The sequence below is a fragment of the Pediococcus cellicola genome (genome assembly GCF_001438655.1).
Taxonomy (GTDB): Bacteria; Bacillota; Bacilli; order Lactobacillales; family Lactobacillaceae; genus Pediococcus; species Pediococcus cellicola.
Window position 1 is genome coordinate 188,528 of the sequence record NZ_JQBR01000001.1, and the last position, 26,193, is coordinate 214,720.

At 39.6% G+C, this 26,193-nt stretch carries 24 protein-coding genes and 1 other RNA gene; 9 read left to right on the forward strand and 16 right to left on the reverse strand.

Going from position 1 to position 26,193, the window contains the following annotated elements; genetic code table 11:
- Positions 1 to 15: 15 nt before the first annotated feature.
- From IV80_RS00885 to IV80_RS00910, 7 genes are all read right to left on the reverse strand, one after another.
- The gene (locus IV80_RS00885) at positions 16 to 1,674 is read right to left on the reverse strand and encodes a formate--tetrahydrofolate ligase (protein WP_057748149.1); all 1,659 of its coding nucleotides are present in this window, start codon (positions 1,672 to 1,674) and stop codon (positions 16 to 18) included.
- 1 nt (position 1,675) lies between these two features.
- On the reverse strand, positions 1,676 to 2,083 hold the full coding sequence (locus IV80_RS00890; protein WP_057748151.1) for an EbsA family protein: 408 nt from the start codon (positions 2,081 to 2,083) through the stop codon (positions 1,676 to 1,678).
- An 8-nt stretch (positions 2,084 to 2,091) separates the two neighbouring features.
- Entirely contained in the window at positions 2,092 to 3,195 is a 1,104-nt protein-coding gene (locus IV80_RS00895) for an NAD(P)/FAD-dependent oxidoreductase (protein WP_057748154.1), read from the reverse strand.
- Positions 3,196 to 4,353, reverse strand: a complete 1,158-nt coding sequence (locus IV80_RS00900) for a THUMP domain-containing class I SAM-dependent RNA methyltransferase (protein WP_057748157.1) — start codon at positions 4,351 to 4,353, stop codon at positions 3,196 to 3,198.
- Positions 4,354 to 4,430: 77 nt separating this feature from the next.
- Positions 4,431 to 4,805: RNase P RNA component class B (gene rnpB, locus IV80_RS09910), an RNA gene on the reverse strand.
- Positions 4,806 to 4,817: 12 nt separating this feature from the next.
- Positions 4,818 to 5,159: a cell division regulator GpsB gene (gene gpsB, locus IV80_RS00905; RefSeq protein WP_057748159.1), complete on the reverse strand. Its 342-nt coding sequence runs from the start codon at positions 5,157 to 5,159 to the stop codon at positions 4,818 to 4,820.
- Between the two features lie 59 nt (positions 5,160 to 5,218).
- On the reverse strand, positions 5,219 to 5,788 hold the full coding sequence (locus IV80_RS00910) for an SLOG family protein (RefSeq protein ID WP_057748162.1): 570 nt from the start codon (positions 5,786 to 5,788) through the stop codon (positions 5,219 to 5,221).
- Between the two features lie 90 nt (positions 5,789 to 5,878).
- Between IV80_RS00910 and recU the strand changes: the two genes are divergently transcribed.
- The gene (gene recU, locus IV80_RS00915) at positions 5,879 to 6,520 is read left to right on the forward strand and encodes a Holliday junction resolvase RecU (RefSeq protein WP_083490462.1); all 642 of its coding nucleotides are present in this window, start codon (positions 5,879 to 5,881) and stop codon (positions 6,518 to 6,520) included.
- Positions 6,507 to 8,780 carry a PBP1A family penicillin-binding protein gene (locus tag IV80_RS00920; RefSeq protein ID WP_057748167.1) on the forward strand — a complete coding sequence of 758 codons (2,274 nt, stop codon included), beginning with the start codon at positions 6,507 to 6,509 and terminating at the stop codon, positions 8,778 to 8,780. The genes recU and IV80_RS00920 overlap by 14 nt, the downstream gene beginning before the upstream one ends.
- A 43-nt stretch (positions 8,781 to 8,823) precedes the next feature.
- Here the strand turns inward: IV80_RS00920 and IV80_RS00925 are convergent, their stop codons facing one another.
- The 4 genes from IV80_RS00925 to IV80_RS00940 form a co-directional block, all read right to left on the reverse strand.
- Positions 8,824 to 9,546: a DnaD domain protein gene (locus IV80_RS00925; protein WP_083490463.1), complete on the reverse strand. Its 723-nt coding sequence runs from the start codon at positions 9,544 to 9,546 to the stop codon at positions 8,824 to 8,826.
- Between the two features lie 33 nt (positions 9,547 to 9,579).
- Positions 9,580 to 10,881: an asparagine--tRNA ligase gene (asnS, locus tag IV80_RS00930; protein ID WP_057748170.1), complete on the reverse strand. Its 1,302-nt coding sequence runs from the start codon at positions 10,879 to 10,881 to the stop codon at positions 9,580 to 9,582.
- Positions 10,882 to 10,905: 24 nt separating this feature from the next.
- Positions 10,906 to 11,400, reverse strand: coding sequence for a cell wall elongation regulator TseB-like domain-containing protein (locus IV80_RS00935; RefSeq protein WP_147186294.1), 495 nt, complete (start codon positions 11,398 to 11,400; stop codon positions 10,906 to 10,908).
- A 63-nt stretch (positions 11,401 to 11,463) separates the two neighbouring features.
- A complete protein-coding gene (locus tag IV80_RS00940; protein WP_057748176.1) occupies positions 11,464 to 14,298 on the reverse strand; it encodes a helicase C-terminal domain-containing protein in 2,835 nt (944 codons plus the stop codon).
- A gap of 320 nt (positions 14,299 to 14,618) precedes the next feature.
- Between IV80_RS00940 and mvk the strand changes: the two genes are divergently transcribed.
- Genes mvk through fni form a run of 4 tightly spaced genes read left to right on the forward strand, consistent with a single transcriptional unit; the run spans position 14,619 to position 18,682 of the window.
- The gene (gene mvk, locus IV80_RS00945; protein WP_057748625.1) at positions 14,619 to 15,557 is read left to right on the forward strand and encodes a mevalonate kinase; all 939 of its coding nucleotides are present in this window, start codon (positions 14,619 to 14,621) and stop codon (positions 15,555 to 15,557) included.
- On the forward strand, positions 15,554 to 16,519 hold the full coding sequence (gene mvaD / locus IV80_RS00950; RefSeq protein WP_057748179.1) for a diphosphomevalonate decarboxylase: 966 nt from the start codon (positions 15,554 to 15,556) through the stop codon (positions 16,517 to 16,519). The genes mvk and mvaD overlap by 4 nt, the downstream gene beginning before the upstream one ends.
- 34 nt (positions 16,520 to 16,553) lie before the next feature.
- A complete protein-coding gene (locus IV80_RS00955) occupies positions 16,554 to 17,630 on the forward strand; it encodes a phosphomevalonate kinase (protein WP_057748181.1) in 1,077 nt (358 codons plus the stop codon).
- 11 nt (positions 17,631 to 17,641) lie between these two features.
- Positions 17,642 to 18,682, forward strand: a complete 1,041-nt coding sequence (gene fni, locus IV80_RS00960; protein ID WP_057748184.1) for a type 2 isopentenyl-diphosphate Delta-isomerase — start codon at positions 17,642 to 17,644, stop codon at positions 18,680 to 18,682.
- Positions 18,683 to 18,818: 136 nt separating this feature from the next.
- Here the strand turns inward: fni and IV80_RS00965 are convergent, their stop codons facing one another.
- Complete coding sequence (locus tag IV80_RS00965) at positions 18,819 to 20,183, reverse strand: RsmB/NOP family class I SAM-dependent RNA methyltransferase (protein ID WP_057748627.1); 1,365 nt, start codon at positions 20,181 to 20,183, stop codon at positions 18,819 to 18,821.
- A 102-nt stretch (positions 20,184 to 20,285) separates the two neighbouring features.
- Between IV80_RS00965 and IV80_RS00970 the strand changes: the two genes are divergently transcribed.
- The gene (locus IV80_RS00970) at positions 20,286 to 21,098 is read left to right on the forward strand and encodes a Cof-type HAD-IIB family hydrolase (protein WP_057748187.1); all 813 of its coding nucleotides are present in this window, start codon (positions 20,286 to 20,288) and stop codon (positions 21,096 to 21,098) included.
- 71 nt (positions 21,099 to 21,169) lie between these two features.
- On the opposite strand, the gene IV80_RS00975 is transcribed toward IV80_RS00970, so the two are convergent.
- Positions 21,170 to 21,376, reverse strand: a complete 207-nt coding sequence (locus tag IV80_RS00975; RefSeq protein ID WP_261763743.1) for a 2-hydroxymuconate tautomerase — start codon at positions 21,374 to 21,376, stop codon at positions 21,170 to 21,172.
- A gap of 98 nt (positions 21,377 to 21,474) precedes the next feature.
- Between IV80_RS00975 and IV80_RS00980 the strand changes: the two genes are divergently transcribed.
- Both IV80_RS00980 and yjeM read left to right on the forward strand, forming a co-directional pair.
- On the forward strand, positions 21,475 to 22,905 hold the full coding sequence (locus tag IV80_RS00980; RefSeq protein WP_057748193.1) for a C69 family dipeptidase: 1,431 nt from the start codon (positions 21,475 to 21,477) through the stop codon (positions 22,903 to 22,905).
- A gap of 25 nt (positions 22,906 to 22,930) precedes the next feature.
- Positions 22,931 to 24,418 (forward strand): glutamate/gamma-aminobutyrate family transporter YjeM, encoded by a 1,488-nt coding sequence (gene yjeM, locus IV80_RS00985; protein WP_057748196.1) that lies wholly within the window; start codon positions 22,931 to 22,933, stop codon positions 24,416 to 24,418.
- Positions 24,419 to 24,545: 127 nt separating this feature from the next.
- Here yjeM and IV80_RS00990 read toward each other — a convergent pair whose 3' ends face one another.
- From IV80_RS00990 to rplS, 3 genes are all read right to left on the reverse strand, one after another.
- Positions 24,546 to 24,809 carry a hypothetical protein gene (locus tag IV80_RS00990; protein WP_236699550.1) on the reverse strand — a complete coding sequence of 88 codons (264 nt, stop codon included), beginning with the start codon at positions 24,807 to 24,809 and terminating at the stop codon, positions 24,546 to 24,548.
- A gap of 27 nt (positions 24,810 to 24,836) precedes the next feature.
- Positions 24,837 to 25,550, reverse strand: coding sequence for a matrixin family metalloprotease (locus IV80_RS00995; RefSeq protein WP_147186293.1), 714 nt, complete (start codon positions 25,548 to 25,550; stop codon positions 24,837 to 24,839).
- Between the two features lie 200 nt (positions 25,551 to 25,750).
- A complete protein-coding gene (rplS, locus tag IV80_RS01000) occupies positions 25,751 to 26,098 on the reverse strand; it encodes a 50S ribosomal protein L19 (RefSeq protein ID WP_057748198.1) in 348 nt (115 codons plus the stop codon).
- Positions 26,099 to 26,193: the final 95 nt, after the last annotated feature.

Sequence of the window (26,193 nt, forward strand, 5' to 3'; positions counted from 1 at the left end):
AATCCTCAATTTCTACTAAAATAATCCACTTATTTTGCCATCATCATTGATATCAATATCCATGGCTGCGGGATGTTTTGGCAATCCTGGCATTGTTAAAACATTACCAGTCATCGCTACGATGAACCCAGCTCCCAGTTTGGGTACAAATGATTTTACATGAATTGTAAAATCGTGTGGAGCTCCCAATAATTTAGCATCATCTGAAAGCGAGTATTGTGTCTTAGCCATACAAACGGGTAATTTATCCCAACCTAATTTTTTGAATCGTTTAAGTTGATTACTAGCTTTTTTAGAATATGATACGTGTGCACCACCATAGATTTTGGTGACAATTGTTTTAATTTTATCTGTCAAATCGCTGTCCTGGTCATACAGTATCTTAAATTGACTTGGTTGTTCCACTGTTTTAAGAACTACTTTAGCCAAATCAAGAGCGCCATTTCCGCCTTTAGCCCAGACATCCGTATCAATTGCCTGCACACCGAGTTTGGCACAAGTCTCTTTAATGTAATTAATTTCTTGTTCGGTGTCTTGTGTAAAACGATTAATTGCCACAACAACTGGCACGCCATACTGTTGCATGCTCTTAATATGATGTAACAAGTTGCTTATTCCCTTTTCCAGGGCAGATAAATCTTCCTCGGCCAAGTCGGCTAAGTTCTGCCCCCCATTGAGCTTCAACGCCTTCACCGTGGCCACAATCACAATCGTGTCAGGACGTTTTTTTAACACTGGGACCTTAATATCAAGAAACTTCTCTGCTCCCAAGTCAGCGCCAAACCCAGCTTCTGTAATGGTATAATCCGCTAAGTTAAGTGCCGTTTGAGTGGCCAAGACACTGTTACAGCCATGTGCAATGTTTGCAAAGGGTCCTCCATGGATAATAGCTGGTGTGTGGCCTAACGTTTGTACAAGGTTGGGTTTGATGGCATCTTTTAGCAGCGCTGCAATTGCTCCCCCAACCTTTAAGTCGGCAACTGTCACCGGCTGTCGATCACGCGTGTACCCAATTACAATTCGATTAATACGTGCTTTTAAGTCGTGAAGATTTTTAGCTAAACAAAGAATTGCCATAAGTTCACTGGCAACCGTGATATCGAATCCATCTTCGCGAGGCACTCCCTGAGTCGGACCACCCAGTCCAATAACCACGTTGCGCAAAGCACGGTCATTAATATCCAACGTACGTTTCCACACAATTCGCCGTTCATCAATCCCTAACGCATTGCCCTGTTGCATGTGGTTATCAATTAAGGCAGCAAGCGTGTTATTTGCAGCTGTCAGGGCATGCATATCACCAGTAAAGTGTAGATTAATGTCTTCCATTGGCACAACTTGTGCATAGCCGCCACCCGTTGCCCCACCTTTCATACCCATTACAGGTCCTAAAGATGGTTCACGTAAGGCTACAATTGCTCTTTTTTTAAGCAAAGAAAGCGCATCACCTAATCCAATCGTCACAGTTGATTTTCCTTCACCTGCAGGTGTTGGATTAATTGAAGTGACTAAAATTAATTTACGCTTTGTTTCCTTGTTTACACGCAACGGCAATTTAATTTTGGCTTTATATGATCCATATTGTTCAATATCATCTTCACTGAGTCCTAATTGATCAGCAATTTGCGTAATTTTATTCATTTTTACATTTTGTGCGATTTCAATATCCGTCATTTTAATCCCCCACAATCTCAGCGTGATTGGTCTTTAAAAGTTGCAAAACAAGTTGCCGATCTTTTTTTGCTAGATAAAAAAAATGTAACGTTCCGTTATAAATAAACTTGATTCCCATTTTTGTGGTCTGTACTTCTTTGATGTCCGAAATGGGTATCAATAACCAATTTTTTTGTAGTGCTCGATTAACAACCAATTCGCCATCCTGAATCTCTAGAGTGCGCGTTAAAAACTGAACGAGTACAACCATGATAAAGATCACAAAAAACGCCGCTGCAATCCAGTTAAAATGAGTTACCTCTAACCAAAAGATGACTCCCATAACTAGCAGTAAAGTCGTCCAAGTCCATGAAGAAATGCTAGCCATTAAAGCTGGCTGATAATAAAAATTTGTCTTAAAGGGTTGCATAGGCGTCACTATCCTTTTTTACTAATATAAGTTGTAATTGGTTTTTGATAATTCGAAAACCCGTCGTCGTGCTCCAACAGTGAGGTGACTAATTTGGCCACGATGGGTCCCGTTGTGAGTCCAGACGATCCCAGTCCAGAAGCAACCAAAATATGCTTACTTCCAGGTAAACGTCCAAAGAAAGGAGAAAAATCGTCTGAAAAAGAACGCGTACCAACTCTATTGGCAACGAGATCGTTCTCCGACAAGTGGTTATCAATGCGTTGTGCACTTGCTAAGAGCTCCTGAAAAGCTTCTTGTGTGAATGTTAAGTCTGTACCAGGACCATTTTCATGAGTAGCACCAATGATTAATTGTCCGTTACCAACGGGCATAAAATCTTTTTCACTCTCTGGCATAAGAACTGGTGACACACGATCGTCAGGATACGCTGGTACACGTAGTTCAATCAACTGACCCTTTTGAGGATAAACTTTCACTTCATAGTTTAAAGGTGCCAATAGGTCATTAATTCCATGACCTGCACAAAGAAAAATATCGTCAAAATGAACCAAATGACCATTAAACTGAATAGTTTGATCATCGACCAAAGCCACTTTCTCATGTTTAACTTGAACGCCATTCTGTTCACTTAAACGCAACAAGTGAGTCACAAATTTTTGACCATCTATGCGCGCCCCACCACTAACATAAATGCCTTGTAGATTTGCAGTTACTAAGGGGATTTTCTGTTTGATTTCATCACTCGTAACCCGCTTAATTTTCCCCATCAGCGGGGCTTCTTTTTTTCTATCTTGAGCTAAACTTTCTAGCTCATCTAGGCTCTCTTTACTTTTACGTGTGATAATTGTGCCGGATTGAATATACGTATCACTCTGCATATGCGTTTCTTTAGCTAATTGTGAAATAAATACAGCGCCATCCTTAGCTAACGTATACCAACGCTGATTTCGTCGTTTAGATAACCATGGCGAAATAATACCAGCTGCTGCCTTTGTTGCCTGCCCTTGCTCATCGTCAAATAAACAAACCGAATAATCCGCTTGTTTACTCAATAAATAAGCTGCAGTAGCGCCAACAATGCCACCACCAATAATTGCAATTTTTTTCATTTATGCCTTTTCACGCTTTCCTTCATGATGCCAGATGGGCTTACCCCAATATTGGAAGTAGTCTGTCCGTAAAGCACCATTATACAGTTTTCGTTTTTTTGTAGCTTGATTCCCATAAAATCGCTCAAACTCTAGATCACTGGTCAAAATGTACTTGCTCCACGTCTTCAGAGGTCGATAAACAGTTCCCATTTCGTGGTAAAGTTTACGCACGCTTTCTTGATCACTTAGACGTTGCCCATAAGGTGGATTGGCCACCAATATGCCATTAATTTTATCGGTTTTAAAATCTTTTACTGCCATTTGTTTAAATGAGATGACATCCGCTAGCCCGGCTTCCAACGCATTTCTCTTCGAGATTTCAATCATATTTTGATCAATATCATAACCGGCAATGTCCAATTTAACGTCATAATTTGCTTTAGAATCGGCCTCATCACGTAGCTTTTCACTCAATTCAGCAGGTACCCAGTCCCATTTTTCACAAATGAAACTCCGATTAAAACCTGGCGCAATGTTTTGCCCAATTAAAGCGGCTTCAATAGGAATGGTCCCTGAACCACATACAGGATCCACAAAGGGCATGTCCGGTTTCCAACTAGTTAGTAAAACCAAAGCAGCCGCCATATTTTCTTTCAGTGGTGCACCACCCTTGTCCACACGGTAACCACGCTTAAATAAACTTTCTCCAGTAGTATCTAGAGTCAGTTGAACTCGATCTTTATTAATGGCCACTTCAATGGGATATAATGCCCCAGTTTCTGGCAATCTTGTCCGCCGATGATACGTCTCTGAAAGTTGATTAACAATTGCTTTTTTAACGATAGCCTGTGCATCTGGTACGCTATGAAGCTGTGAATTACGTGAACGTCCCTCAACTGGAAAGGCTGCGTCAATTGGTAATAATGTGTCCCAAGCCAACTGCTTTGTTTGCTCAAATAAGGAATCAAACGTTTTTGCGTCAAACTCCCCCACAATAATTTTAATTCTGTCTGCCGTTCTTAGCCAAAGATTCGTCCGCAAAATATCTTCGACCGTTCCTTCAAAACGTACGCGGCCATTCTCGACCTGGACGTGATATCCTAGGTCACGAAGCTCTCTTCCGACTAATGCTTCAATACCGCTTGCACAAGTTGCTATTAAATCAAATTTTTGCATGTTTTCACCTTTATTTTTTAATCTAAAAAAAACTAGGATAAAAGCGAACTTCTACCCTAGTCTCCTGAAATGTAAATCTCTATAAGCCATGTTTTGTCCAAAATGAATTCTCAGGTTCAATTCAAATTTGGGTAATCATCTATCTCCAGGTGTAAACACCTGCCCCCACATTTAGTTCAATTCCAGATGTGAAGCGCCCCTACCAATGTTTGGGTTGCCCGCTCGTGGGGTTTACCGCGTTCCATCAACACGATTTCTCGTCTTGCTGCGTTTCTGTGGCACCTTAGGGAACATAAGAACATAGCCGAAGCCTTAGTTCCGTATTCCGCCGTTATCTCAAATGAGACACCTCAGCTTATTTTTTCACCGAGCACGAACACTACAAGCATCTCAGCTTGTGCGGGCATGGACTTTCCTCAGCCTACATAAGTAGACCGCAATTACCCGAGATTTACAAAGTATAATTAAATTCGATGTGATTCATTTTCGCCATTATCAAGTTGCGAACCAAACACGCGACGTTCCAAATTCGATAATCGTTTGAGAATATCCATGTTAGTTGCGTTATTGACAGGCTGTGTACTAGAAGTAGTCTTACCTACAGAAACTTGTTTTGTTAACTCATCAATCTTATCAAGTAATCTTTCATTCTCATCTTTTAACTGCTGGATGTTTTTCTGAAAAGTCTCGTAATCTTTGATAATTGTATCCAAATAGGTATCAACATCTGCCGGATCGTAGCCACGCATCTTAGGTTTAAATTCTTTTTGCAAAATATCTTTTGGAGTAAGATTTATGTTATCCATATTTAGCACCTCATAATTATTGTAATATCTGCGTAACACGTATTCCATTGTATCAGACTTTAATCCAAATGAAAACTATTGTTCTGATTTTCTGCATATTCTTGTGCAGCATCTTGTAAATCATCCATGTCGATTAGTTCTAAAGGATAAGGATGACTGTCTCGCCATTTTTGAATCACGTCGTAGTCATACTTAGTTTTCCCGGGATGTTCCGGATCGTAAACTAAGATAGCCTCATCCGTATGTGTTAACATAAAATGCTGATAAGTTTTTAATTGTTGTGGCGATTGATAAGGATGATGACTGATACTTTCATTGAAATCAGCTTTAGCTAAAGTTTCGCTCAGCTTGGCCTGGTTGGCCTCATTCCATTGCTGACCAAATTCTGTAAATGGCAGCATAATGGCGATTTGAAATTCAGGATACTCGTGCTTTAATTCGTAGCCGGCCTCTGTAGCCCACTGCTCAATGCCCATCTGTGCACCCGTAATTAACCAGTCCGCTCCTGATTCAATTCGATTTTTCAGGGCCTGTTTTAGCACATACTGGATCACCAAACGTTTAGGATCCTTATCGTCAAAAACGGTTAACTCATAACTACGGTATCCAGTAATCCATATTCGGCTCATGATGTTGCCTCCAAATTTTAAGAATATATTTCAAAAAGGTATTACCTTTACATCTATAGTATAATATAGAAAATAGGAAGTGATAGACAAGTGAACTTTCATTATCCATCAGGAAAAAAGTATGCAGTGGCCAAATCGACTTCATCTAAAAAACAAACTCCCAAAGCACCAACCCAATTTGGTAAGCGAGGAATGTCTTTAGAAGATGAATTAAATGAAAGCAATCAATTTTATCTTGCTCATGGTATTGCGGTTATTCATAAAAAACCAACGCCCATTCAAATTGTCAAAGTTGATTACCCTAAACGAAGCGCAGCAGTTATTCGCGAAGCTTACTTTCGTCAAGCCTCAACCACAGATTACAACGGTGTTTATAAGGGTTATTATTTAGATTTTGACGCCAAAGAGACAAAAAGAAAAACCGCCTTCCCACTTGATAATTTTCATGCGCATCAAATTCGCCATATGAAAGCTTGCCTTGCAGCAGACGGAATTTGTTTTACAATTATTAAATTCGTAGAACTAGATCAAATCTTTTTATTACCGGCAACAAATCTTTTTTTCTATTGGGATCGTCAACAAACGGGTGGCAGAAAGTCCATTCCACTCAGTTATATTAAAGAAAATGGCTACTTGATTAAGTATCGTCTAAACCCACTTATCCCGTATTTAAAAGCAGTGGATCAATTATTAATCGAGCAATACGAAGGAGAACACAATGCAAAGGAATAACCATAATTCTGACAATAACCAAGTGCATCGTACACAGCACTCACAATTAACCTCACCGCCACATCGCAAACGCTCAATTTTTATTAGAGTTCTATTATGGCTTGTGGGAATTTTTCTAGTTGCTTTCTTGGCTGGTGCCGGCTTGTTTATGTATTATGCGAAAGATGCCCCTAACATCACTGAAAAACAGCTTTCTAGTGATGAGGCCACTATCGTCTATGATAAAAACGGGAAAGTCATTAGCCGACTGGGAGCTCAAAATCGTGATTACGTTAAAGCTGATGAAATTCCTAAAGCACTTAAAAGTGCGGTTGTTTCAATTGAAGACAAGCGATTCTACAAAAATAATGGTGTCGACCCTGTTCGAATAATTGGCGCAACGTTTGCCAACATCAGTGGGTCTTCTCTTGGCCTGCAAGGGGCTAGTACCCTTACGCAGCAATTAGTCAAACTTTCCGTTTTTTCAACAGATGCTAAGGACCGAACATTACGGGTCAAAGCCCAAGAAGCCTGGCTAGCACTGCAAGTTGACAGAAAATATTCCAAGGATAAGATTCTTGAATTCTATATCAACAAAGTTTACATGGGTAACGGTGTTTACGGGATGGGAACGGCTGCCCAATATTATTATGGAAAGTCGCTTTCCAAATTGAATATATCTCAAATTGCGTTGTTGGCCGGCATGCCACAAGCACCTAGTTCCTATGATCCGACCAAGTATCCACAGTATGCCCTGTCTCGACGAAATACGGTTCTGCAGGCAATGGCAGACAACAACGTCATTACCGAGTCACAGCAAAAACAAGCTCAACAGGTAAGTATTAAAGACGGTTTAGTCAAGAAACACCATACTACGGGACTTTCAACGGCTAATAGTAAAGTTGTGGATGCCTATTTAAAACAAGTCATTAGTGATGTGGAAGCCAAGGGATTTAGCCCTTATACTTCCGGAATCAAAATTCACACCAATCTAGATTTGACAGCTCAAAAGCATCTCTATGAAATTGCAAACTCTAGTACCTATGTTCAATTTCCTGATTCCAAATTTCAATTAGGTGTTTCCATAACCGATCCTAATAACGGTAAAGTTGTCGCAATGCTTGGCGGACGACAAACTGGAAATGTCACATTCGGATTGAACCGAGCAGTTCAAACTGATCGCAGCAGTGGTTCTACGGCCAAACCTCTTATGGATTATGGGCCTGCTGTTCAGTACTTGAACTGGCCAACAAGTCGAACAGTTAAAGATGAGCCATTTACCTATCCGGGAACAAACACAAAGCTTTATGATTTTGATAGAAAATACGAAGGTAAGATGACTATGCGCCAAGCTTTGGTGCAGTCACGAAACATTCCCGCCATCCGAACTTTACAAGATGTCGGCATTAGCAAAGCCACCTCGTTCCTAAATAATCTTGGAATCTCGCAGAAGAAAACTTATGACCTTCAAAACGGAATTGGTTTATACATCTCCCCACTTCAAGAAGCAGCCGCTTATGCAGCCTTTGCAAACGGTGGGACCTATTATAAGCCTTACTATGTGAATAAAATTGTTACTCAAAGCGGCAAGACCTATCATTACAGAAGCCATGGAAAACGAGCCATGAGTAAAGCCACAGCCTATATGATTACAGATATGTTAAAGGGTGTCTTAACTGATTCAAATGGTTCTGGAACTTCCGCGAATATTACTGGTCTTTATCAAGCAGGTAAAACTGGTACAACTGCTTACCCTTCTGACATTGCTGATAACTATCCAAGTACGGCTTCAATGGATTCTTGGTTTACTGGTTATACACGCCACTATAGCATGTCAGTTTGGACAGGATATGATCAGCAAAATACGGCTTCTGGATTTCTTAGCCAGCAAGAAACGACAATTGCTCAACTAGTTTATCGCAGTATGATGAGCTACTTATCAACTTCTGTCACAAATGAAAATTGGGAACGCCCGTCTAGTGTTACTGAAAAAACTGTCAACGGTGTTAAGGAGCTTTTTAAAGCCAACAGTAGCTATAGCAGCACTGGCAATAGTGACCAATATTCAACAAACAATTCTTCAAGTTACAATCGTTCAGCAAGTTCTTCTAGCTCTCCTGCCACAACAAGCAGTGATACTTCTTCTAGAAGCAGTGACAATAGTAATAGTAGCAACAGCAGTTCAAATAGTAGCTCATCAAGTTCTAGTTCTTCTAGTTCAAGTAGTTCTTCCAGCTCGAGTTCTTCAAGTAGCAAAAGCTCATCTAGCAGCAAGGAATAAAGTTATATAAAAAAGCTTCATCACAAATGTGATGAAGCTTTTTCTATTGATCAGAAATTTTATAAATTGGAATTTTAGGCCCGGTCAGATCCGCTTTTTCGCCATTTTGATTACGCCGATCGTGACGCGACGGATCTAAACCATTATTTCTTTGCCTCTCCTCTTCTTTTTGAACCTGGCTTACAGACGTCAAGTGCTTTTTCTCCCAGTTAAGTAAAATACGATCCATGTATCGCAAACTGTACGCCTGACTCAAAACAGCTTCTTTTAGAGCCAATGAAATCATCTCAGGCGCATAATGATCGTCATTCAGCCACTGGTTAATCGTTTCGTATTCAATTGGGGACAGTGGTCTCCCAAATTCAGATTCAATTTGTGCAAAAATTGTTTCTCGATCCATTTTTTCGTTCGTTTGTTGTTGTTTAACGACCTCATGATTAGCTGATTGCAACAATTTCTCAAACAAACGTTCAAAGCTGTACTGATCATAACTTTTACCATCTGCATGTTTGACCGTTTTAATTTCCATCAAATTATTTTGAATCATTTCATGCAATAATTCATAAACTTTACTCTCACTCAATCCCGTCTCTTCCGCAATCAACTTTGAACTGGGAAAACGGTCACCTTGCTCGCGTTGTTTTTCGATGATCAGATAAATGATCAACTCATCATTAGTTAAACCAACCCGGTGAAAATTACTTAACAGGTAGTTAGATACAACCGTATTTCCTGCCTTTAAATAGGATCGCATGAATTCGTCCAAGGTGATCACCTCTCTTTTCTTGTCAACGTGAAATTAAGGATTTAAACGGTGGAGCATTCTTGGAAACGGAATCGTTTCGCGAACATGGTCTTCGCCCGTAATCCAAGTTAAAGCGCGCTCTAAACCAAGTCCAAATCCAGAATGAGGAACAGACCCAAATTTCCGTAAGTCTAGATACCATTCGTAATTCTTAATATCTTGACCAGTCTTCTCTAACTGTGAAACTAAATAGTCGTAATCGGTGGAACGTTCAGAACCACCAATAATTTCACCATAGCCTTCAGGAGCTAGTAAATCAGCACAAACAACTAAATCATCGCGTGTTGGATGTGGCTTCATGTAGAATGGCTTAACTGACTTAGGATAGTTCATAACAAAGACAGGTTGTTCGAATTGATCAGCTAAGAAAGTTTCCTCAGGCGAGCCAAAATCAACGCCCCACTTCAAATCAGGGAATTTGCCAGAAGCTTGTAGCATTTCGATCGCCTTATCATACGTAATTCTTGCAAAAGGTAATTTTGTGTATTTTTTCAAAGTCCCAACATCGCGGCCTAAAATTTTTAGTTCGTAGGCACAATGGTCAATAACATTTTGAACTAAAAAGGCCACATAGCGTTCCTGAACCTGCAAGCTCTCTTCTTGATGCATAAAAGCCATTTCAGGTTCGATTTGCCAAAATTCAGTTAAATGACGACGTGTTTTGGATTTTTCTGCACGGAAAGTTGGACCAAACGAAAATACCTTTCCAAAAGCCATCGCACCGGCTTCTTCGTAAAGCTGGCCGCTCTGTGATAAGTACGCTTCACGATCGAAATATTTGGTTTTAAATAATTCAGTTGTGCCTTCTGGCGCACTATCCGTCAAAATTGGCGCATCAATCTTGATAAACCCTTCCTGATTAAAGAATTCATAAGTGGCACGAATAACCTCATTACGGATTTCCATAATGGCATGCGGTCGTGACGAGCGCAACCAAAGATGACGGTGGTCCAAAAGAAAATCAATTCCGTGCTCTTTAGGCGTAATGGGATAATCGCCACTTTCGCCAATAACTTCAATGCCATCAATTTCAATTTCATAACCAAAATGTGAACGATCATCTTGATGTATCGTTCCGGTTACCCACATGCTTGTTTCCTGTTTCAGTTTCTTGGCAAGGTCAAAAATTTCCTCACCAACCGTATTTTTAACAACAACCCCTTGAAAAAAGGCAGTGCCATCACGTAATTGTAAAAAACTGATTTTTCCACTTGACCGTTTATCTGTTAACCACACGCCAATTTTGACACGTTCATCAACATGATCTTTGGAATCGATTATACTAATTTGTTCCAAAATAGAAATCCTCCTTGAGTTTACTTAAATGTTATTCACTGAACGAACAACAGCTCCATTTTTAAAGTTTAAAGTTTTCAAGCACAATTGTCCAGAGTTAGTCATATATCCGACTTCCCAAACAGGTTTCTGCTTATAAATCCCCATTGAAATCGTGGTAACTTTTTTGGGATTATAGGAATTCCAAATCTTTTTAAGCGCATCATTTCGGTCAATGCCCGCAGATTGTTTAAAAATCCGAACTTTCTTCCCATTATTCGAAATGATGACATACACTGGTACATTTTGTTTATTAATTCCAGTTACCACGTATGACGTTTGCTTATCATTTGCCCAAGAAAAATCGGTCGTCGTTTTCAGATGTGCATATTTTTTAGCAATTCGCAAAGATTGACTTCGTGCAGAATCCACCGGTTTCCGGATCTCGTGATAGATAATTGAACTACCACCAACCAGAATTATAACCGCAGCAACAAAAATCAAAAACCAGTGACTGTTATGTTTTCTTGACCTTTTCAAATTCCTGGCTCACTTTCTATAAATTCTTGAACTTTCTCATTATAACAAACATATTGACACACGTTAGGAATGATTCTTAAAGAATTCTTTTAATTCATCATCTGCTTGATTTAGCGGAATTTTTTGAACTGGCATATCTTTTGGTAAACTGTGCAACATGACTTTCCCATAGCTTTTGTCAAGAATTCGCCGGTCCAAAATAACAGCTACGCCATAATCGCTTTCCGAGCGAATCAAACGACCAATCCCCTGTTTTAACCGTAAAATACTTCGCGGTAAAAGGGCTGACATAAACGGATTGTGGTGTGCTTGTCTTTGCAGCTTGGCTTCCGCTTTAGTGAAAATCTCATCTGGTGAATCAAACGGTAATCTTGTAATAATTAAAAGATCCAAGTTGCCGTTTGCTAAGTCCATCCCCTCCCAAAAGCTAGATGCTCCTAATAGAACACCATTTGAACTAGATAAAAATTCGCGTGTCAATTTAGATTTAGTGCCGTTAACTCCTTGGGCCAAAATTCGTCTTGTTCGACCCAAATCCGTCTTTTGGATATGGTTAAACACATCCTTAATTGTCGTTAAAGAATTGAATAATACTAAAACCTTTCCAGGTGTCACCTGAGTAAGGCGATAAATGGCTTTTGTTAAGTATTGGGCATAGTCCTCAGACCCGATTTCATTGATAACTGGCCCATCATTAACAATCTGTAGACGGGTATTATCCGCAAAATTATAAGGACTACTATATTTTTTCACAGTTGTGACATCGGTAGTTAAACCAACTTGATTTAAAAAATACTTGGAACGACTATTTGAGAATAACGTAGCTCCAATCAAACTTGGTTTTTGAAACCACGGATAAACCTTGTTTTTAATATAATTAGCACTTTCAACGATTCCCTGAGAAAAGCTGACACTACCCGCATCGTGTTTTGGACCTACCTGAATCCAATAAAAATCTGCCTCATCCACTTTTTGTGATTTATTTTCTAAAAACGCGCGGAAGATTCTCAAAAAAATTTGTGCCTGTTGTTCAATTTCCAATTGACAAGTATTCAACTTTACCCAAGTACGAACTTCAGCTTCTACTAAATTATTTTGTTGCTTTTCAATAATTTTACTAAGTGACTCAAACTCTAAAACTTCAGCTGTGAAGCTATCGCGTAAATTCTGTAAAGTAGCAAGATTATGATCACTAAATTTTTTTAACTCCGAAGCCATAACGACATGTTGATATGGCAAATTCGCGGCATTACTTGGAATTTGCCGTAAAAAATATTTGAACAACTGAACTTGAATAACCGAAATCAACTGATTTATGTTTTCAAGTTTTGCTGACATTTGATAGACATGAAAACTTCCCATCGAATCACTTTGAATAATTGGTGAGTGATTAATCCCGGTATTCATCTTTAAATGACTCACAGCACTGTGAGCCATGCTCATTAGGTGATTGATATCAAAGGTGAGTCGGTTTTCCTGCAAAATAGTGTTCACAAACCGCTGTGCTTCATCAATAACTAAGTAAGGTGCGTGTTTTTTATCACCCAGTAATTCCGCATGACGCGCTAAAAAAGCATGATTAGTGACAACTAACTGAGAAAAATGTGCCTTTCGAATCACACGTTGATAAAAATCTAAATCATAAAATGAACTTTCAGGATCCAAGCTTGCAATGCCCTGATGACGAATCTCGTTTAACACCGTGATTTTATGATTATTGATGTGCAACTCATCTAAATCTCCAGTTTTTGTATAGGTCAACCAAACTAACAATTTCATTTTAATTAACCGACTTTGATTGGCCGGATCTCGTTCAGCTAACAAGTGTGAAAATTTAGCAAGATCAAGATAGTGATTACTCCCCTTTACCAAAGTGGCATCAATCGGCACAGAAAGGATCTTACTTAAGATCGGAACGGCCTTTTCCATTAATTGTGACTGTAATAGCGTCGTGGTTGAACTTACAATTACGGGCAATTGATTTTGAATAGCCAAGAAAGTAAATGGCAACAAATAGGCAATCGTTTTGCCAATACCAGTAGGAGCTTCAATGACCATTGCTTTTGAATCTTTCCGTTGATAATTTGCATAAATAGCATTCATGATTCGAGCTTGGGCACTTCGCCATCCCAGATCATCTTTAAAAAGTTTCAACTTGGCTTTTTTAGATTGTGGATAGCGACCTAATTCGTCACTCGTAACATTATTAAAGGTCGTTCGTTGCACACGGAGGACCAAATTTTCTCTAATCATGAGATACATCGGCAAATGACCCGGATTTTTTCTTTTTTTGATCAAAGCCAGTTGAATTAAGTTCGCCGTTTGTCTCGGTAAACTTCCAGATAAGTCTGCCAATTGTGACAAAGTCTGCAATGGCAAACTCGACAAGCGCTTCATTAGAATAAGAAATAATTTTGCTGTTGCTAATGCATCACTATCCGCTGAGTGCGGATGTTTATGCTGAATCCCAAAATATCGGGATAAATCACGTAAACGATAGCCATTGACAGTTGGCAACAATATTTGACTCATAGTAACCGTATCGACGGCTTCAATTGTGAGTGGTGGATAACCCACTCGCTCAAATTCATAATTTAAAAATGGAAAATCAAAATTAACATTATGCGCAACAAAAACAGTATCTGCTAAAAGTCCATATAAAGTGGGCGCAATATCATCAAACAAAGGTGCTTTTCTGACACGCTGATTTGTGATTCCTGTTAACTGTTGAATCGCATTTGGAATACCCATTTCTGGATTGATATCCGTAGCAAACGTATTCACAATTTTATGATGTTTAATAAATACACAGCCGATTTGAATTACGCGTTCACCCGCATTTAAATTTGTGCCGGTTGTTTCAATATCGACAACTGCATAGGTTGTATTAGAGTCCATATTTTCACCAGTTACCTCATAAATTGTTGGTTCATACCATTATATGATACTACATTCCAAGCAACTCATAAACGGCTGAGAATTTTTGATGTTAGAATTTAAAACTTTCGAGTTGTTTTATCACCCTTATCTTACTTGTGAGTTAAGCACTAATACTAATTATGTTATCATTTCTAAAAATATGTTAAGATATAAATTTGTGTATAGACTACAAAGTCTAAAGCGCTAGACTTAAGTCGAGATTAATCGAACATCCAAAATTAGCTTCTAAAATATTTTTTTGAATTTGAAAGTGAGCGATTGATGTGCTAAAAACGGCAATGGGCCAAAGTCACGCAAAAATTATTTTTTTTGGAGAACATAGTGTGGTATACGGGCAACCAGCAATTTGTTTACCTGTATCAAAAATCAAAACGAGTGTTACCATCACGGCCGTAAACACGGGACAAACCATTCAAAGTCGCTATTTCACAGGTAAATTGTCTGCTATGCCAGACAGCCAAACTGGCATTCAGCTACTAATCAGAACCATTCTTACGGAACTGAAACAAGAAGCGACCCCGTTTGCGATGCAAATTGAGAGTGCCATTCCGGCTGAACGTGGAATGGGTTCTTCAGCGGCAACGGCAATTGCCATTATTCGTGCTTTTTTTCATTTTTTTGAAGAACCATTATCACACAGTGAGTTACTCCGATTGGCAGACGTTTCGGAACAATACATTCATGGAAATCCTAGTGGGCTAGATGCTGCTACCACCAGTTCACGGTTTCCAATCTGGTTTGTTCGTGGACGGCGGCCACAAACCATCCCTATTAAACAAAATGCTTTTTTAGTCATTGCTGATACTGGTATCTTGGGGCAAACCGGTCTTGCCGTTCAATATGTCAAAAATAGATTAGCTCAAGATCCACAAGCAGAATTGGCCATTGAACATCTGGGCCAAAATGCGAAACAAGCCCGTATCTGTTTAGCCAATGGGGATGCCAATACTCTAGGACACTTAATGAACGATACTCAAAAAAATTTGGCAATGCTTGGCGTGAGTCACCCATTAATTGATCAATATATCAAACTAGCCTTAGACTCAGGCGCGTTAGGCGCGAAACTCACTGGTGGCGGAATGGGCGGATGCTTAATTGTACTAGTCAACAATCAAACTCATGCACAGAAAATCGCCACCGTTCTACAACAAAACGGAGCTGTCCAAACTTGGACTGAACCATTACGTAGCTTAAAGCATAAAGGAGATCAAAGATGATTACAGCCCGTGCACATACCAATATTGCGCTTCTAAAGTATTGGGGTAAAAAAGACGAAAACTTAATCTTGCCTTTTAACGACAGTATCTCTCTAACTTTAGATCGTTTCTACACAGACACAAGTGTGGAATTCGATGCCAATTTGGTTGAAGATACCATCACCGTCGATCACCAGCCTTTAATTGGTCCTGGATTAAAACGAGTCACACGTGTTTTAGATCTCATACGGGCCAAAAGTGGTCACAATTTGCCGGCCAAAGTTTTTTCCTCTAACCATGTTCCGATGGCGGCTGGTCTTGCTTCTTCTTCTTCAGCTTTTGCCGCACTGGCTGCCGCTGCTGCAAAAGCAAGTGGCTTAATACTTTCCAATCGTGAACTCTCCATTTTGGCACGCCACGGCTCCGGATCTGCATCCCGTTCAATTTTTGGCGGCTTCGTTCAATGGCATGCCGGTTTTGATAATCAAAGCTCATATGCTGAAAGCATTCAATGTCCTGTTGATTGGGATGTGAACTTGATCACTGTTCTAATCGATACAAAGCAAAAGAAGGTCAGCAGTACCATTGGCATGCAATCGGTTGCTAAGACTTCCCCTTTCTTTCCAGCGTGGGTAAAGAGTGCCCAGGCAGATGTTAAGCCCATTAAAAATGCGATTCTTAATAAAAATTTAGCATCCCTAGGTGAATTAGCCGAACAAAACGCAATGCGTATGCACGCGACAACGTTTGGTGCAATTCCTAGTTTTACTTATTTTCAGCCTGAAACGCTTGCAATTCTTAACACTGTTCGCAACTTAAGAAAACAAGGTGTAGAATGTTATAGTACTGTGGATGCAGGCCCAAATGTCAAAATTATTTGTGCATCAACTGATAACGAAAAAGTTATAACCAGACTGGCTGCTATTGTTGGTCAGGATCGTTTAGTAGTGTGCAAACCTGGACCAGGTGTTACGTACCTATAAACATTAAATTCAAATTTTGAAGGGACATGATCCATTGATTACGGTGAAAGCACCTGGAAAACTTTATATCGCGGGAGAATACGCGGTTGTTGAATCCGGATATCCGGCCATCATTGTGGCCTTAAATCAATTCGTAACAGCTTCAATTGAAAAAACAGAAAACATTGGTCAAATTGTTTCTGAACAATACCATGAAAACTCAATTTATTGGCGTCGTCAGGGATCTAAAATGGTTTTTGATAACCGTGATAATCCTTTCCACTATATTCTTTCCGCAATCAATCTTACGGAAGAATATGCAAGCAATCTAAACAAGGAACTTGGTCTATACAATCTATATATCAATAGCGACTTGGATAGTTCGGATGGTAAGAAATATGGCCTTGGTAGTTCTGCAGCAGTAACGGTAGCTACCATCAAGGCGTTAGCTAAATTTTATCATCTGCCCTTAACCAAAGACAGCTTATTTAAATTAGCAGCTATTGCTCATTTTGACGTTCAAGGGAATGGTTCGCTTGGTGACATTGCTGCCAGTGTTTATGGCGGGTGGATTGCCTATCATTCTTTTAATCGTGAGTGGTTATCTGCTCAAAGACGTCAAACAAGTTTAATGGACCTCTTAAACAAACCGTGGCCAGGGCTAGATATTGAACTCTTAGACCCACCAGCAGAATTAAAGTTAATGATTGGCTGGACAGGATCCCCTGCTTCAACCTCGCACCTCGTTGATAAAGTGGCTTTGGGAAAGGTTAAAGATCAGCAAGAATACCAAGTATTTTTAAAAGAAAGCAAAGCTTGTCTTAAAGAAATGATTCGTGGTTTTCATGATCAATCCATTAAAGTTATCCAACATCAATTACGTGTAAATCGAAAAATTTTAAAGAAATTAAGCAACTTTAGTCATGTCTCAATCGAAACCTCAACATTACAAGAAATGATTAACGACGCCGAACAAGCCGGCGGCGCTGCAAAAAGCTCTGGTGCTGGTGGTGGTGATTGCGGAATCGTGCTTATTGATAAAAAATTATCGACGCGTGAGTTACTTAAAAATTGGCAAATCAAAGGAATTAAACAATTGAATTTCAACGTGCATAATGTCACCGAACTTTAGGAGAATGATTCATGAAAGATATTCAGTCGCATCGAAAAGATGAACATGTCTCGCTTGCAGAACATCTTTACCAACCTCAAGCACACGCTGGTTTTGAACATATTCGGCTAATACCAAATAGTTTGCCAGAAATTAGCCAGAAGCAGATAAATTTAAACAGTACTATCGGGGGAATCGTAACAGATTACCCTTTTTATATTGAAGCCATGACAGGTGGTAGTGCTTATACAGCCAAACTTAACCAAAGCCTAGCTAGGATTGCAAAAGCTACCCACCTCCCAATGGCTGTTGGCTCTCAAAGTGTCGCACTTAAGCGTCCGGATCTTGAAGCCAGCTTTAACATTGTGCGAAAAACTAATCCAACGGGCATTTTACTTGCTAACATTGGTGCAAATCATTCAGCTAAAGACGCTCAAAAGGCAATTGACATGATCGATGCCAATCTATTGGAAGTGCATATCAATGTAGCACAGGAGCTCATTATGCCCGAAGGTGATCGTCAATTTAACTGGTTAACTCATATCCAAGAAATTGTTCAAAATGTCTCCGTTCCTGTGATCGTCAAAGAGGTTGGCTTTGGAATGACTTATGAAACGATGTTAAAGCTCAAAGAGATTGGCGTCAAAAATATTAATGTCGCTGGATACGGTGGTACCAACTTTGCCAAAATCGAAAATGAACGGCGGCATGATCACGCTTATGATCAGTTATATGACTATGGATTAACGACTGTTGAATCCCTTTTAGAATCACGACCCTTGCAACATCAAGTAGCTATTATTGCTGACGGCGGAATCCGAACGCCTTTAGATATGGTTAAAAGCTTAGCACTCGGTGCGAATATGGTGGGCGTAGCGGGTCATATTCTTCACACGCTCTTACGTTTGGGAGAGACAGAGACCATTAACCTTCTCTCTGCTTGGCAAACACAGCTCGCTGATTTATTCACTCTCCAAGGTGCGCGTGACATTAAAGCTTTATCTGCCAAAAACATTTTATTAGATAGCGAGTTGTCCTCCTATTGTCAACAACGCCATATTCAATTTCCATAGAAAAGAAAACGGAAAAAGGTATTTTGCCTTCGCCGATTTCAACTGTATAAAATAAAGAAACAGGCTGAGAAATTTTTCCAGCCTGTTTCTTTATTTTATATAAGTACTTACAAAGATGTTTTACTCATGACGCTATTTAAAAAGCGTCATGTTTAATTTCAAATCTGAATTTTTTAGGATAGAAGTTCTTAACTACGCCATTCACCACTTTGCCAAACCCAATCGTTAAGTTTTGATAACACAACACATGCCAACCGCTTTTGACTTCGGTCACCATAAATGTGTCTCCATGAACATATTTCTCCCACTGGGCAATGGTCACTGCCACTGGATCAATAAAATCCTGTGGTTGCTCAGCTAACGCAAGTGGCAGTGCTGGCTCAAAACGATTTTTCTTAAAAACACCTAGATTGACTCCAGGTCTTACAACCTGTAAGTCATCTAAATTAGGTAATTCTACTGGCATGGCATAAAGATAATCCCCAAATGCTAAAAGCCGTGAATCTGGAACAGGGCTAATTAATAATTGGTCGGCAATTTTATGCCAATCTTGTTTTTGCTGTTTTGTGACGTTAGTTTTTTGTGTCTTAGACAACTTATGTGTAGATACTTGACCTTGCTTCTTTAACTGCGCAATAAAATGCCCTTCTCCACGCATTTTATGTGGAAAAATACGGAGTGTTTCTGCTAGTTGCGGATTTCCATCCGCCCATTCTGGTCGCCCGTTATCCATACCTGCATATTTCTTAATTGGCAGGATCTGTAAATCAGCATAGTTTTTTAATAGCCAAGCAATATTTTGTTCATCTTCTTCTGGGGCAAATGTACAAGTTGAATAAATCAAACGACCACCCGGTGCCAGCATCTTAAGGGCACTGGCTAAAATCTTTTTTTGTCTATTTGCACATGATGCTGGGTAATCCGACGTCCAATATTGAACTGCCTCGTGATCTTTACGAAACATTCCCTCTCCAGAGCACGGTGCGTCAACGACCACCACGTCAAAAAACTCTGGAAAATGATGTTCTAAAGTCTCGGGTGATTCATTCGTTACAATTGTATTTTTTAAGCCAAATCGTTCCACATTTTCAGCCAAAATATCGGCTCGTTTACGATTAATCTCGTTTGAGACGAGTAACCCCTCTTGCGCCATAAAACTAGCTAGATGTGTCGTTTTTCCACCTGGAGCTGCACATAAGTCTAATACACGCTCCCCAGGCTTAGGATGGGCAACTTCACCTACGTACATCGCACTAGGCTCCTGACTGTAAATAAGGCCGCTTTGATGATCTACAGTTTTACCACTCACGGAACCATAATAACCAAATTCACTATAGGAGACTGGATCACTAATGGCATGCACTAGTGGTTGTTTTTGGGCTTTTAACGGATTCACCCGAAACCCCTTAGCTGGTCCTTCGTTAAATGATTCTAAGAACTCAGGGGCCTGTTGCCCCAGTAATTTTGTATACTTTTCAATAAATGCTGCTGGTAACTGCATACTTTCACTCATTTCTAAATTTAATAGCATCCCTCTTGAAATTATGTTAACTTAGTTTAAGATACTTTACTTTCTATTATAAAGCTTATTGGAGTGAATAACATGTCTCAAAAACTAATCACTATTGATCTTGATGGCACGACTTTAAACAATCAAAACAAAGTCTCCCAAAAGACAGTGGCTGTCATTAAAGCCGCTGGTGCTGCTGGTCATATCGTCAGTATTGTGACCGGTCGGCCCTACCGCATCTCAGCTGCCATTTATGATCAACTCCAACTAAAAACACCGTTAGCCAATTTTAATGGTGCCTTAACTCACATTCCCCATCAACATTGGTCTGGTGAATACAAACGAACCATTAATAAGGCTATTGTCCTAGATATGCTGGAGAATCAACAAAAATTGCAACTCAAAATGATTGCAGCCGAAGGTAAGCACACCTATCTAGCCAATCATTTACCACCCGCTGATTTAAATTTTTTTCCAGCAACCTTAAGGGAGGATCAGTTACTTTCTAAATCTTCTCTTGTTCACAATCCGACTTCCTTAATTCTTTTCGTGGCACCTCATCAAGAACAAGTCGTTCGCAATACGGTATTGCACCACTATGGCCAACAAGTGGATGTAGGTGTCTGGGGCGGACCCAATAGCGTTTTAGAAATTGTTTCTAAGGGAATTCAAAAGGCCAAAGCCGTCGCTTATATTGCCAAACAGTATCACATTGACCGACGTAACATCATCGCCTTTGGTGACGAACACAATGATGCTGAAATGTTAGAATATGCTGGCCGTGGCGTGGCTATGCAAAATGCAACCCCTACGATTAAAAGTATCGCTAACGATGTGACTGAATTTGACAACGACCACGATGGTTTAGCCAAATATCTTGAATCCTATTTACAATTAGCTAAGTAAAAATGGAATCCATGCAAAAGCCTAACTCAGTGGCTTTTGTGCCCGGATTCCATTTTTTATGACCTAAAAAACTACTTTTGATCACTTCTCAAAACACCACCGTCGCTATAACGATCGGGACGCATTTCGTTTAACACAATGTGGATATGTTCAGCCGGAGCACCGGTATTCTTAGAAACCGCATTGGTAACATCTTTCACTAATTGACGTAATTGATCGGTCGACCGTCCTTCAATAAGATCGATGTGAACTAAAGGCATATCAAATTCCTCCTCAATATTTCTTCTTATTATCGCAAGGATTAGCAAAAAATTCAAATCAAACTTATGCTAGAATGTAAACTGTATATATATTCATTTTTAAAGGAGAAGCTTTTATGACAAATCTAGCGAATAATTATTCAGCTTGTACAAGTTTTTTGGCTGGCCGCTTAGCTACTGCTGACGGTTCAACCTTAATTGGCCGCAATGAGGATTCCCGTTCAGCTTGGCCAAAACACTTTGTGGTTCATCCACATCGTGAATTTTCAGAAACTCAAATATTCAAATCAACGGATAATGGATTTACACTCAATTTACCCAAAGTTGCTGCTAAATATACCGCAACACCAGAGTGGACTGACAAATACGGTCTTTTTGAAGAGGAAGGTATTAACGAGTACGGTGTAGCTATGAGTGCCACCGAGAGCGCCTATACCAACAATCGCGCATTAGGGGCTGACCCCCTAGTTGCAGATGGCATTGGTGAAGAAGCCATGGTAACGGTCACTTTGCCTTACGTGAAGTCCGCTCGCGAAGGGGTGAGCTACCTAGGATCAATTATTGAAAAATATGGGACCTCAGAGACCAATGGCATCCTTTTCTCTGACGTAAATGAAGTTTGGTATATGGAAACAGCTGCTGGTCATCAATGGGTAGCACAACGTATTCCTGATGACGCCTACGCGGTTGTCGCAAATCAGCTATCCATTCAAGAAATTGATTTTAATGATGCTGATAATTTCATGGTTGTCGCTGGTCTGCAAGATTTCGTTAACCAAAACCACTTGAACTCTAAACGAGATACATTCAACTTCCGTGAAATCTTTGGAACGAACGACTTATCAGATGAATTCTACAACAATCCTCGTGTGTGGTATGGTCAAAAATTACTCAATCCGAGTATTGACCAACAGCCACAAAGTCAACACTTGCCTTTTATTAGACGGGCAGAAAAGCTCATTCAAGTTGATGATGTGAAGCAAATCTTGAGCTCCCATTTCCAGGGGACACCCTTTGATCCCATCGGTATTGGTTCGAAAAGTGACAAGACACGCTATCGACCAATCAGTTTGGCTAAAACCCAGGAGTCACACATCCTACAAATACGTCCTAATCTGCCAACTGCTATCGCCGGTATCCACTGGTTGGCAATGGGAGTCGCTGCTCAAAGCATATACATTCCGTTTTATGCGGGTATAAAAGATACACCAGCCAGTTATAAAAAGGGAATATCTACTTATCAACCTGATTCGGCCTACTGGATTTACAAACAAGCGGGAACATTGGTTGATGCACATTACTTAGAATTTGGACCCTTGCTAGAAGATGTCCAGGACAAAACCAATCAACAACTGATCCAAAACTTACATGTGAGTGACAAAATGGCTTTAACTTTGGGTGATAAAGCCTTAGAAAATTATCTAACCAGTCAAAGTAATCAAAATGCAGCTTTGGGACTGCAAGCTATGCAAAAATTGATAGCTGAATTAATTACTAAAATGACAGATATGTCTCCGTTAAACTTTAAGCAAGACATGAACTTATAATTCAACAGATGAGGAAGTAAATATAATGGAAAAAACAAAAAAGATCTCAGTTACGGGGTTAATACTGATGATCTTCACATCAATTTTTGGATTTGCAAACACCACCGTTGCCTTTGATCAGATGGGATATGCAAGTATTATTTGGTACGTCATTGCCGCCTTTTTATTCTTTTTACCAAGTGGTTTAATGTTCGCCGAATACGGTTCTACTTTCAAAGATGCCAAGGGAGGCATTTATTCTTGGCTAGAACAGTCAATCGGAGAAAAATTAGCGTTTATCGGCACTTTTATTTGGTTATCATCCTGGATTATCTGGATGGTATCCACTTCATCTAAAGTGTGGATACCCTTCTCAACCATTTTTGCAGGTCATGATGCCACACAGAATTGGCATCTATTTGGATTAAACGCTACACAAACCGTCGGCTTAATGGGTGTATTCTGGATTTTAGTGGTAACTTACTGTGCCACTCGAGGGATAACTTCAATAGCCAAAGTATCTTCAATTGGTGGAATTTTTGTGAGCTTACTGAACGTAGTCTTATTTATTGTTAGTCTAAGCATTCTTTTTTTAAACCATGGTCATCTTGCAGAACCTTTTAACGGGGTTAGCAGCCTCATAAACTCACCTAATCCAAGTTTCATGTCACCAATTGCCATGCTATCCTTTATTGTTTATGCGGTCTTTGCCTATGGTGGGATGGAATCCATGGGTGGTGTCACTGACAGTCTGAAGAAGCCTGAGAAAACATTTCCTCGCGGTATTATTATTTCCACCATTATGATTGGCATCATGTATGCACTCTCGATTTTCTTATGGGGTATTTCAACTAACTGGCACCAAACATTATCTGGCCATAATGTAGATCTCGGTAATATTACCTACGTAATGATGAACAATTTGGGATTTGTATTTGGCCACGCACTAGGATTGCAGACAACATCTGCCATCACTTTAGGCCACTGGTTTGCTCGTTTCGCAGGTCTTGGGATGTTCATGGCTTATTTAGGCTCATTTTTTGTATTAATTTACTCCCCATTGAAATCATTTATTCTGGGATCTCCCAAAAAGCTCTGGCCAGCCAAAGTCACCAAATTAAACAAGGCAGGTGTTCCCGCTTTTGCCATGTGGTGCCAAGCAGCCATTGTTGCAATTTTTGTTTTCTTCATTTCATTCGGCGGTTCTGATGCTCAAAGCTTTTACACGATTTTAACAGATATGGCCAACATTTCGACTACTTTCCCTTACCTATTTTTGATTGGTGCCTTTCCATTCTTCAAGCGCCGTCAAGATCTGGATCGACCATTCGTTATTTACAAAACAAAATTTAGCGTGTATGCAACCACAATTCTGGTTTTACTTGTTTTGATTTTTGGTATTATTTTTACGGTAATTGAGCCCATCTTGGAACATGATTTGATTACTGCATTTTGGACAATCATTGGTCCGGTATTATTCGGAGCAATTGCTTGGTCATTTTATGCCGTTCATGAGAAAAAATCGAATCAATAACTAAAAAAAGCAAAAAGGTGTTTCCAAAAAAGGTGTTTCAATGTTTTTATCATTGAGACACCTTTTTGAGTTAAAAGAATTCTTAATATCCTGACCTTTATAAAATAATGGGAAAACTAAATGTTCGTTAGTCGTCAAAACCGTTGAGGACCATTAACACAATGCCACCTCCGACAACTGCTAAAATTAGAATTCCCGCGAGCAAAAAGTTAAACAAAAAGCCTAAGCCACCACATAATAATAAAACAATAAAAATCACGGGATGACGAAAACAAAATTTTATAAATCCCATTATGAGTTTAAAAAACAATACTATAAAAATAATTAGCCCCAAAACAACCGCAATTTTAGTATTTACCGCTGTACTAGCCGCCAAGATCAAACTATTCATGTACGTGACATCCTCTTCTAATTTAAATTATGAATAAAGTTGCTGTAAAGCTGCTAAATCTGCCTGAGAAAGTGCGGTTCTTCCTTGATCAACTGGATACATAACTGAATGACGATCCGTACTATGATCTAAACCTAATGCATGACCTAACTCATGCATAGCCACTGAAAGTCGCACAGATTGAACGTAATGAACATTCAGACTTGCTTTAGCATGGTTTACAGTGTAGGCATCCCAGCCGGTTTGCTGAATAATGACTGGTCCACCAACACCTAGTTCAATTACCCCTGCTTGACCTTTTTGGGCGGTATCGTAAATCGAGAATACGATCTGGTTTTGTTTTTGTGTGCCAGTTCCCGCCACCAATTTCACAATTTTAGTCGCATTATAAGCTTTCACAGCGGACAAGAATTCACGTCTTACCTTTTCCGGCGTTCCACTTGCAAATCGATAATAGTAAACATTTTTGAGCGTTTTACCTTTCACATTGCTCTCTAATGGCGTTGCTTTTTCTCCACGAACATCTGACTGCTGTTTTTGGGATTGACTAGATTTAGAAGTTGGCACCGTTGTTTCATATCGGTCAGCCAAACTTGGTATTTTGAAATTTTTTACCACTTGACTCATTTGTTGCTGCGTTTTTGTGATAATCCTTTCGGCCACTTGTTGCACATTAGAGCTAGTTAATAAAAACAGGACTAAAGCGACGATAACTAACCAGCCCACTCTTTTTGGTTTCAAGATCCTTTTCCCTTCTCTTAAAAGTCTACAAATCTGGTAGATCCTAGTATAAACTAGATCTCCTGATAATAATATTTTTAAATTAAATTCGCAAGATACTTAATTATTTGTTAATGTTTATAAAAAAAGTAAGCAAAATCAAAAGTGATTTTGCTTACTTGAATTTTTAACTTTGAAAGTTAATAATTTGGGCGGTTATCCTAACGACGATCTTCTTTAATACGAGCAGCCTTACCATGTAAAGCACGTAAGTAATAAAGCTTAGAACGACGTACACGTCCATGACGAATAACGTCAATCTTAGCAACTCGTGGTGAGTGCAATGGGAATGTACGTTCAACGCCGACGCCATTACTGATCTTACGAACAGTATAAGTTGCGCTAATACCAACGCCATGACGTTTAATTACAACGCCTTCAAACAACTGAATACGTTCACGCGTGCCTTCAACAACACGGGCATGAACCCGAACTGTATCTCCAGCACGGAATTCAGGAATATCATCACGTAATTGTGATTCGGTAATTTTGTTAATTAATGGATTCATAGAAAAATCCTTCCTTTCATCAACATTCTTAATCTTAATTGAACAGCGGAATATTGTTTGCTTTAGGTCTTATCAGACCAGTTAAAAGCTTATCA

Excerpts from the sequence above, each read along its gene's own strand:
- IV80_RS00965 (WP_057748627.1), bottom strand. The coding sequence starts at position 20,183 with ATGCAGTTACCAGCAGCATTTATTGAAAAGTATACAAAATTACTGGGG.
- mvk (WP_057748625.1), top strand. The coding sequence starts at position 14,619 with ATGGGCCAAAGTCACGCAAAAATTATTTTTTTTGGAGAACATAGTGTG.
- IV80_RS00910 (WP_057748162.1), bottom strand. The coding sequence starts at position 5,788 with ATGAGCCGAATATGGATTACTGGATACCGTAGTTATGAGTTAACCGTT.
- IV80_RS00920 (WP_057748167.1), top strand. The coding sequence starts at position 6,507 with ATGCAAAGGAATAACCATAATTCTGACAATAACCAAGTGCATCGTACA.
- IV80_RS00970 (WP_057748187.1), top strand. The coding sequence starts at position 20,286 with ATGTCTCAAAAACTAATCACTATTGATCTTGATGGCACGACTTTAAAC.
- fni (WP_057748184.1), top strand. The coding sequence starts at position 17,642 with ATGAAAGATATTCAGTCGCATCGAAAAGATGAACATGTCTCGCTTGCA.
- mvaD (WP_057748179.1), top strand. The coding sequence starts at position 15,554 with ATGATTACAGCCCGTGCACATACCAATATTGCGCTTCTAAAGTATTGG.
- yjeM (WP_057748196.1), top strand. The coding sequence starts at position 22,931 with ATGGAAAAAACAAAAAAGATCTCAGTTACGGGGTTAATACTGATGATC.
- IV80_RS00990 (WP_236699550.1), bottom strand. The coding sequence starts at position 24,809 with ATGAATAGTTTGATCTTGGCGGCTAGTACAGCGGTAAATACTAAAATT.
- IV80_RS00980 (WP_057748193.1), top strand. The coding sequence starts at position 21,475 with ATGACAAATCTAGCGAATAATTATTCAGCTTGTACAAGTTTTTTGGCT.
- rplS (WP_057748198.1), bottom strand. The coding sequence starts at position 26,098 with ATGAATCCATTAATTAACAAAATTACCGAATCACAATTACGTGATGAT.
- IV80_RS00900 (WP_057748157.1), bottom strand. The coding sequence starts at position 4,353 with ATGCAAAAATTTGATTTAATAGCAACTTGTGCAAGCGGTATTGAAGCA.
- gpsB (WP_057748159.1), bottom strand. The coding sequence starts at position 5,159 with ATGGATAACATAAATCTTACTCCAAAAGATATTTTGCAAAAAGAATTT.
- IV80_RS00895 (WP_057748154.1), bottom strand. The coding sequence starts at position 3,195 with ATGAAAAAAATTGCAATTATTGGTGGTGGCATTGTTGGCGCTACTGCA.
- IV80_RS00885 (WP_057748149.1), bottom strand. The coding sequence starts at position 1,674 with ATGACGGATATTGAAATCGCACAAAATGTAAAAATGAATAAAATTACG.
- IV80_RS00890 (WP_057748151.1), bottom strand. The coding sequence starts at position 2,083 with ATGCAACCCTTTAAGACAAATTTTTATTATCAGCCAGCTTTAATGGCT.
- IV80_RS00940 (WP_057748176.1), bottom strand. The coding sequence starts at position 14,298 with ATGGACTCTAATACAACCTATGCAGTTGTCGATATTGAAACAACCGGC.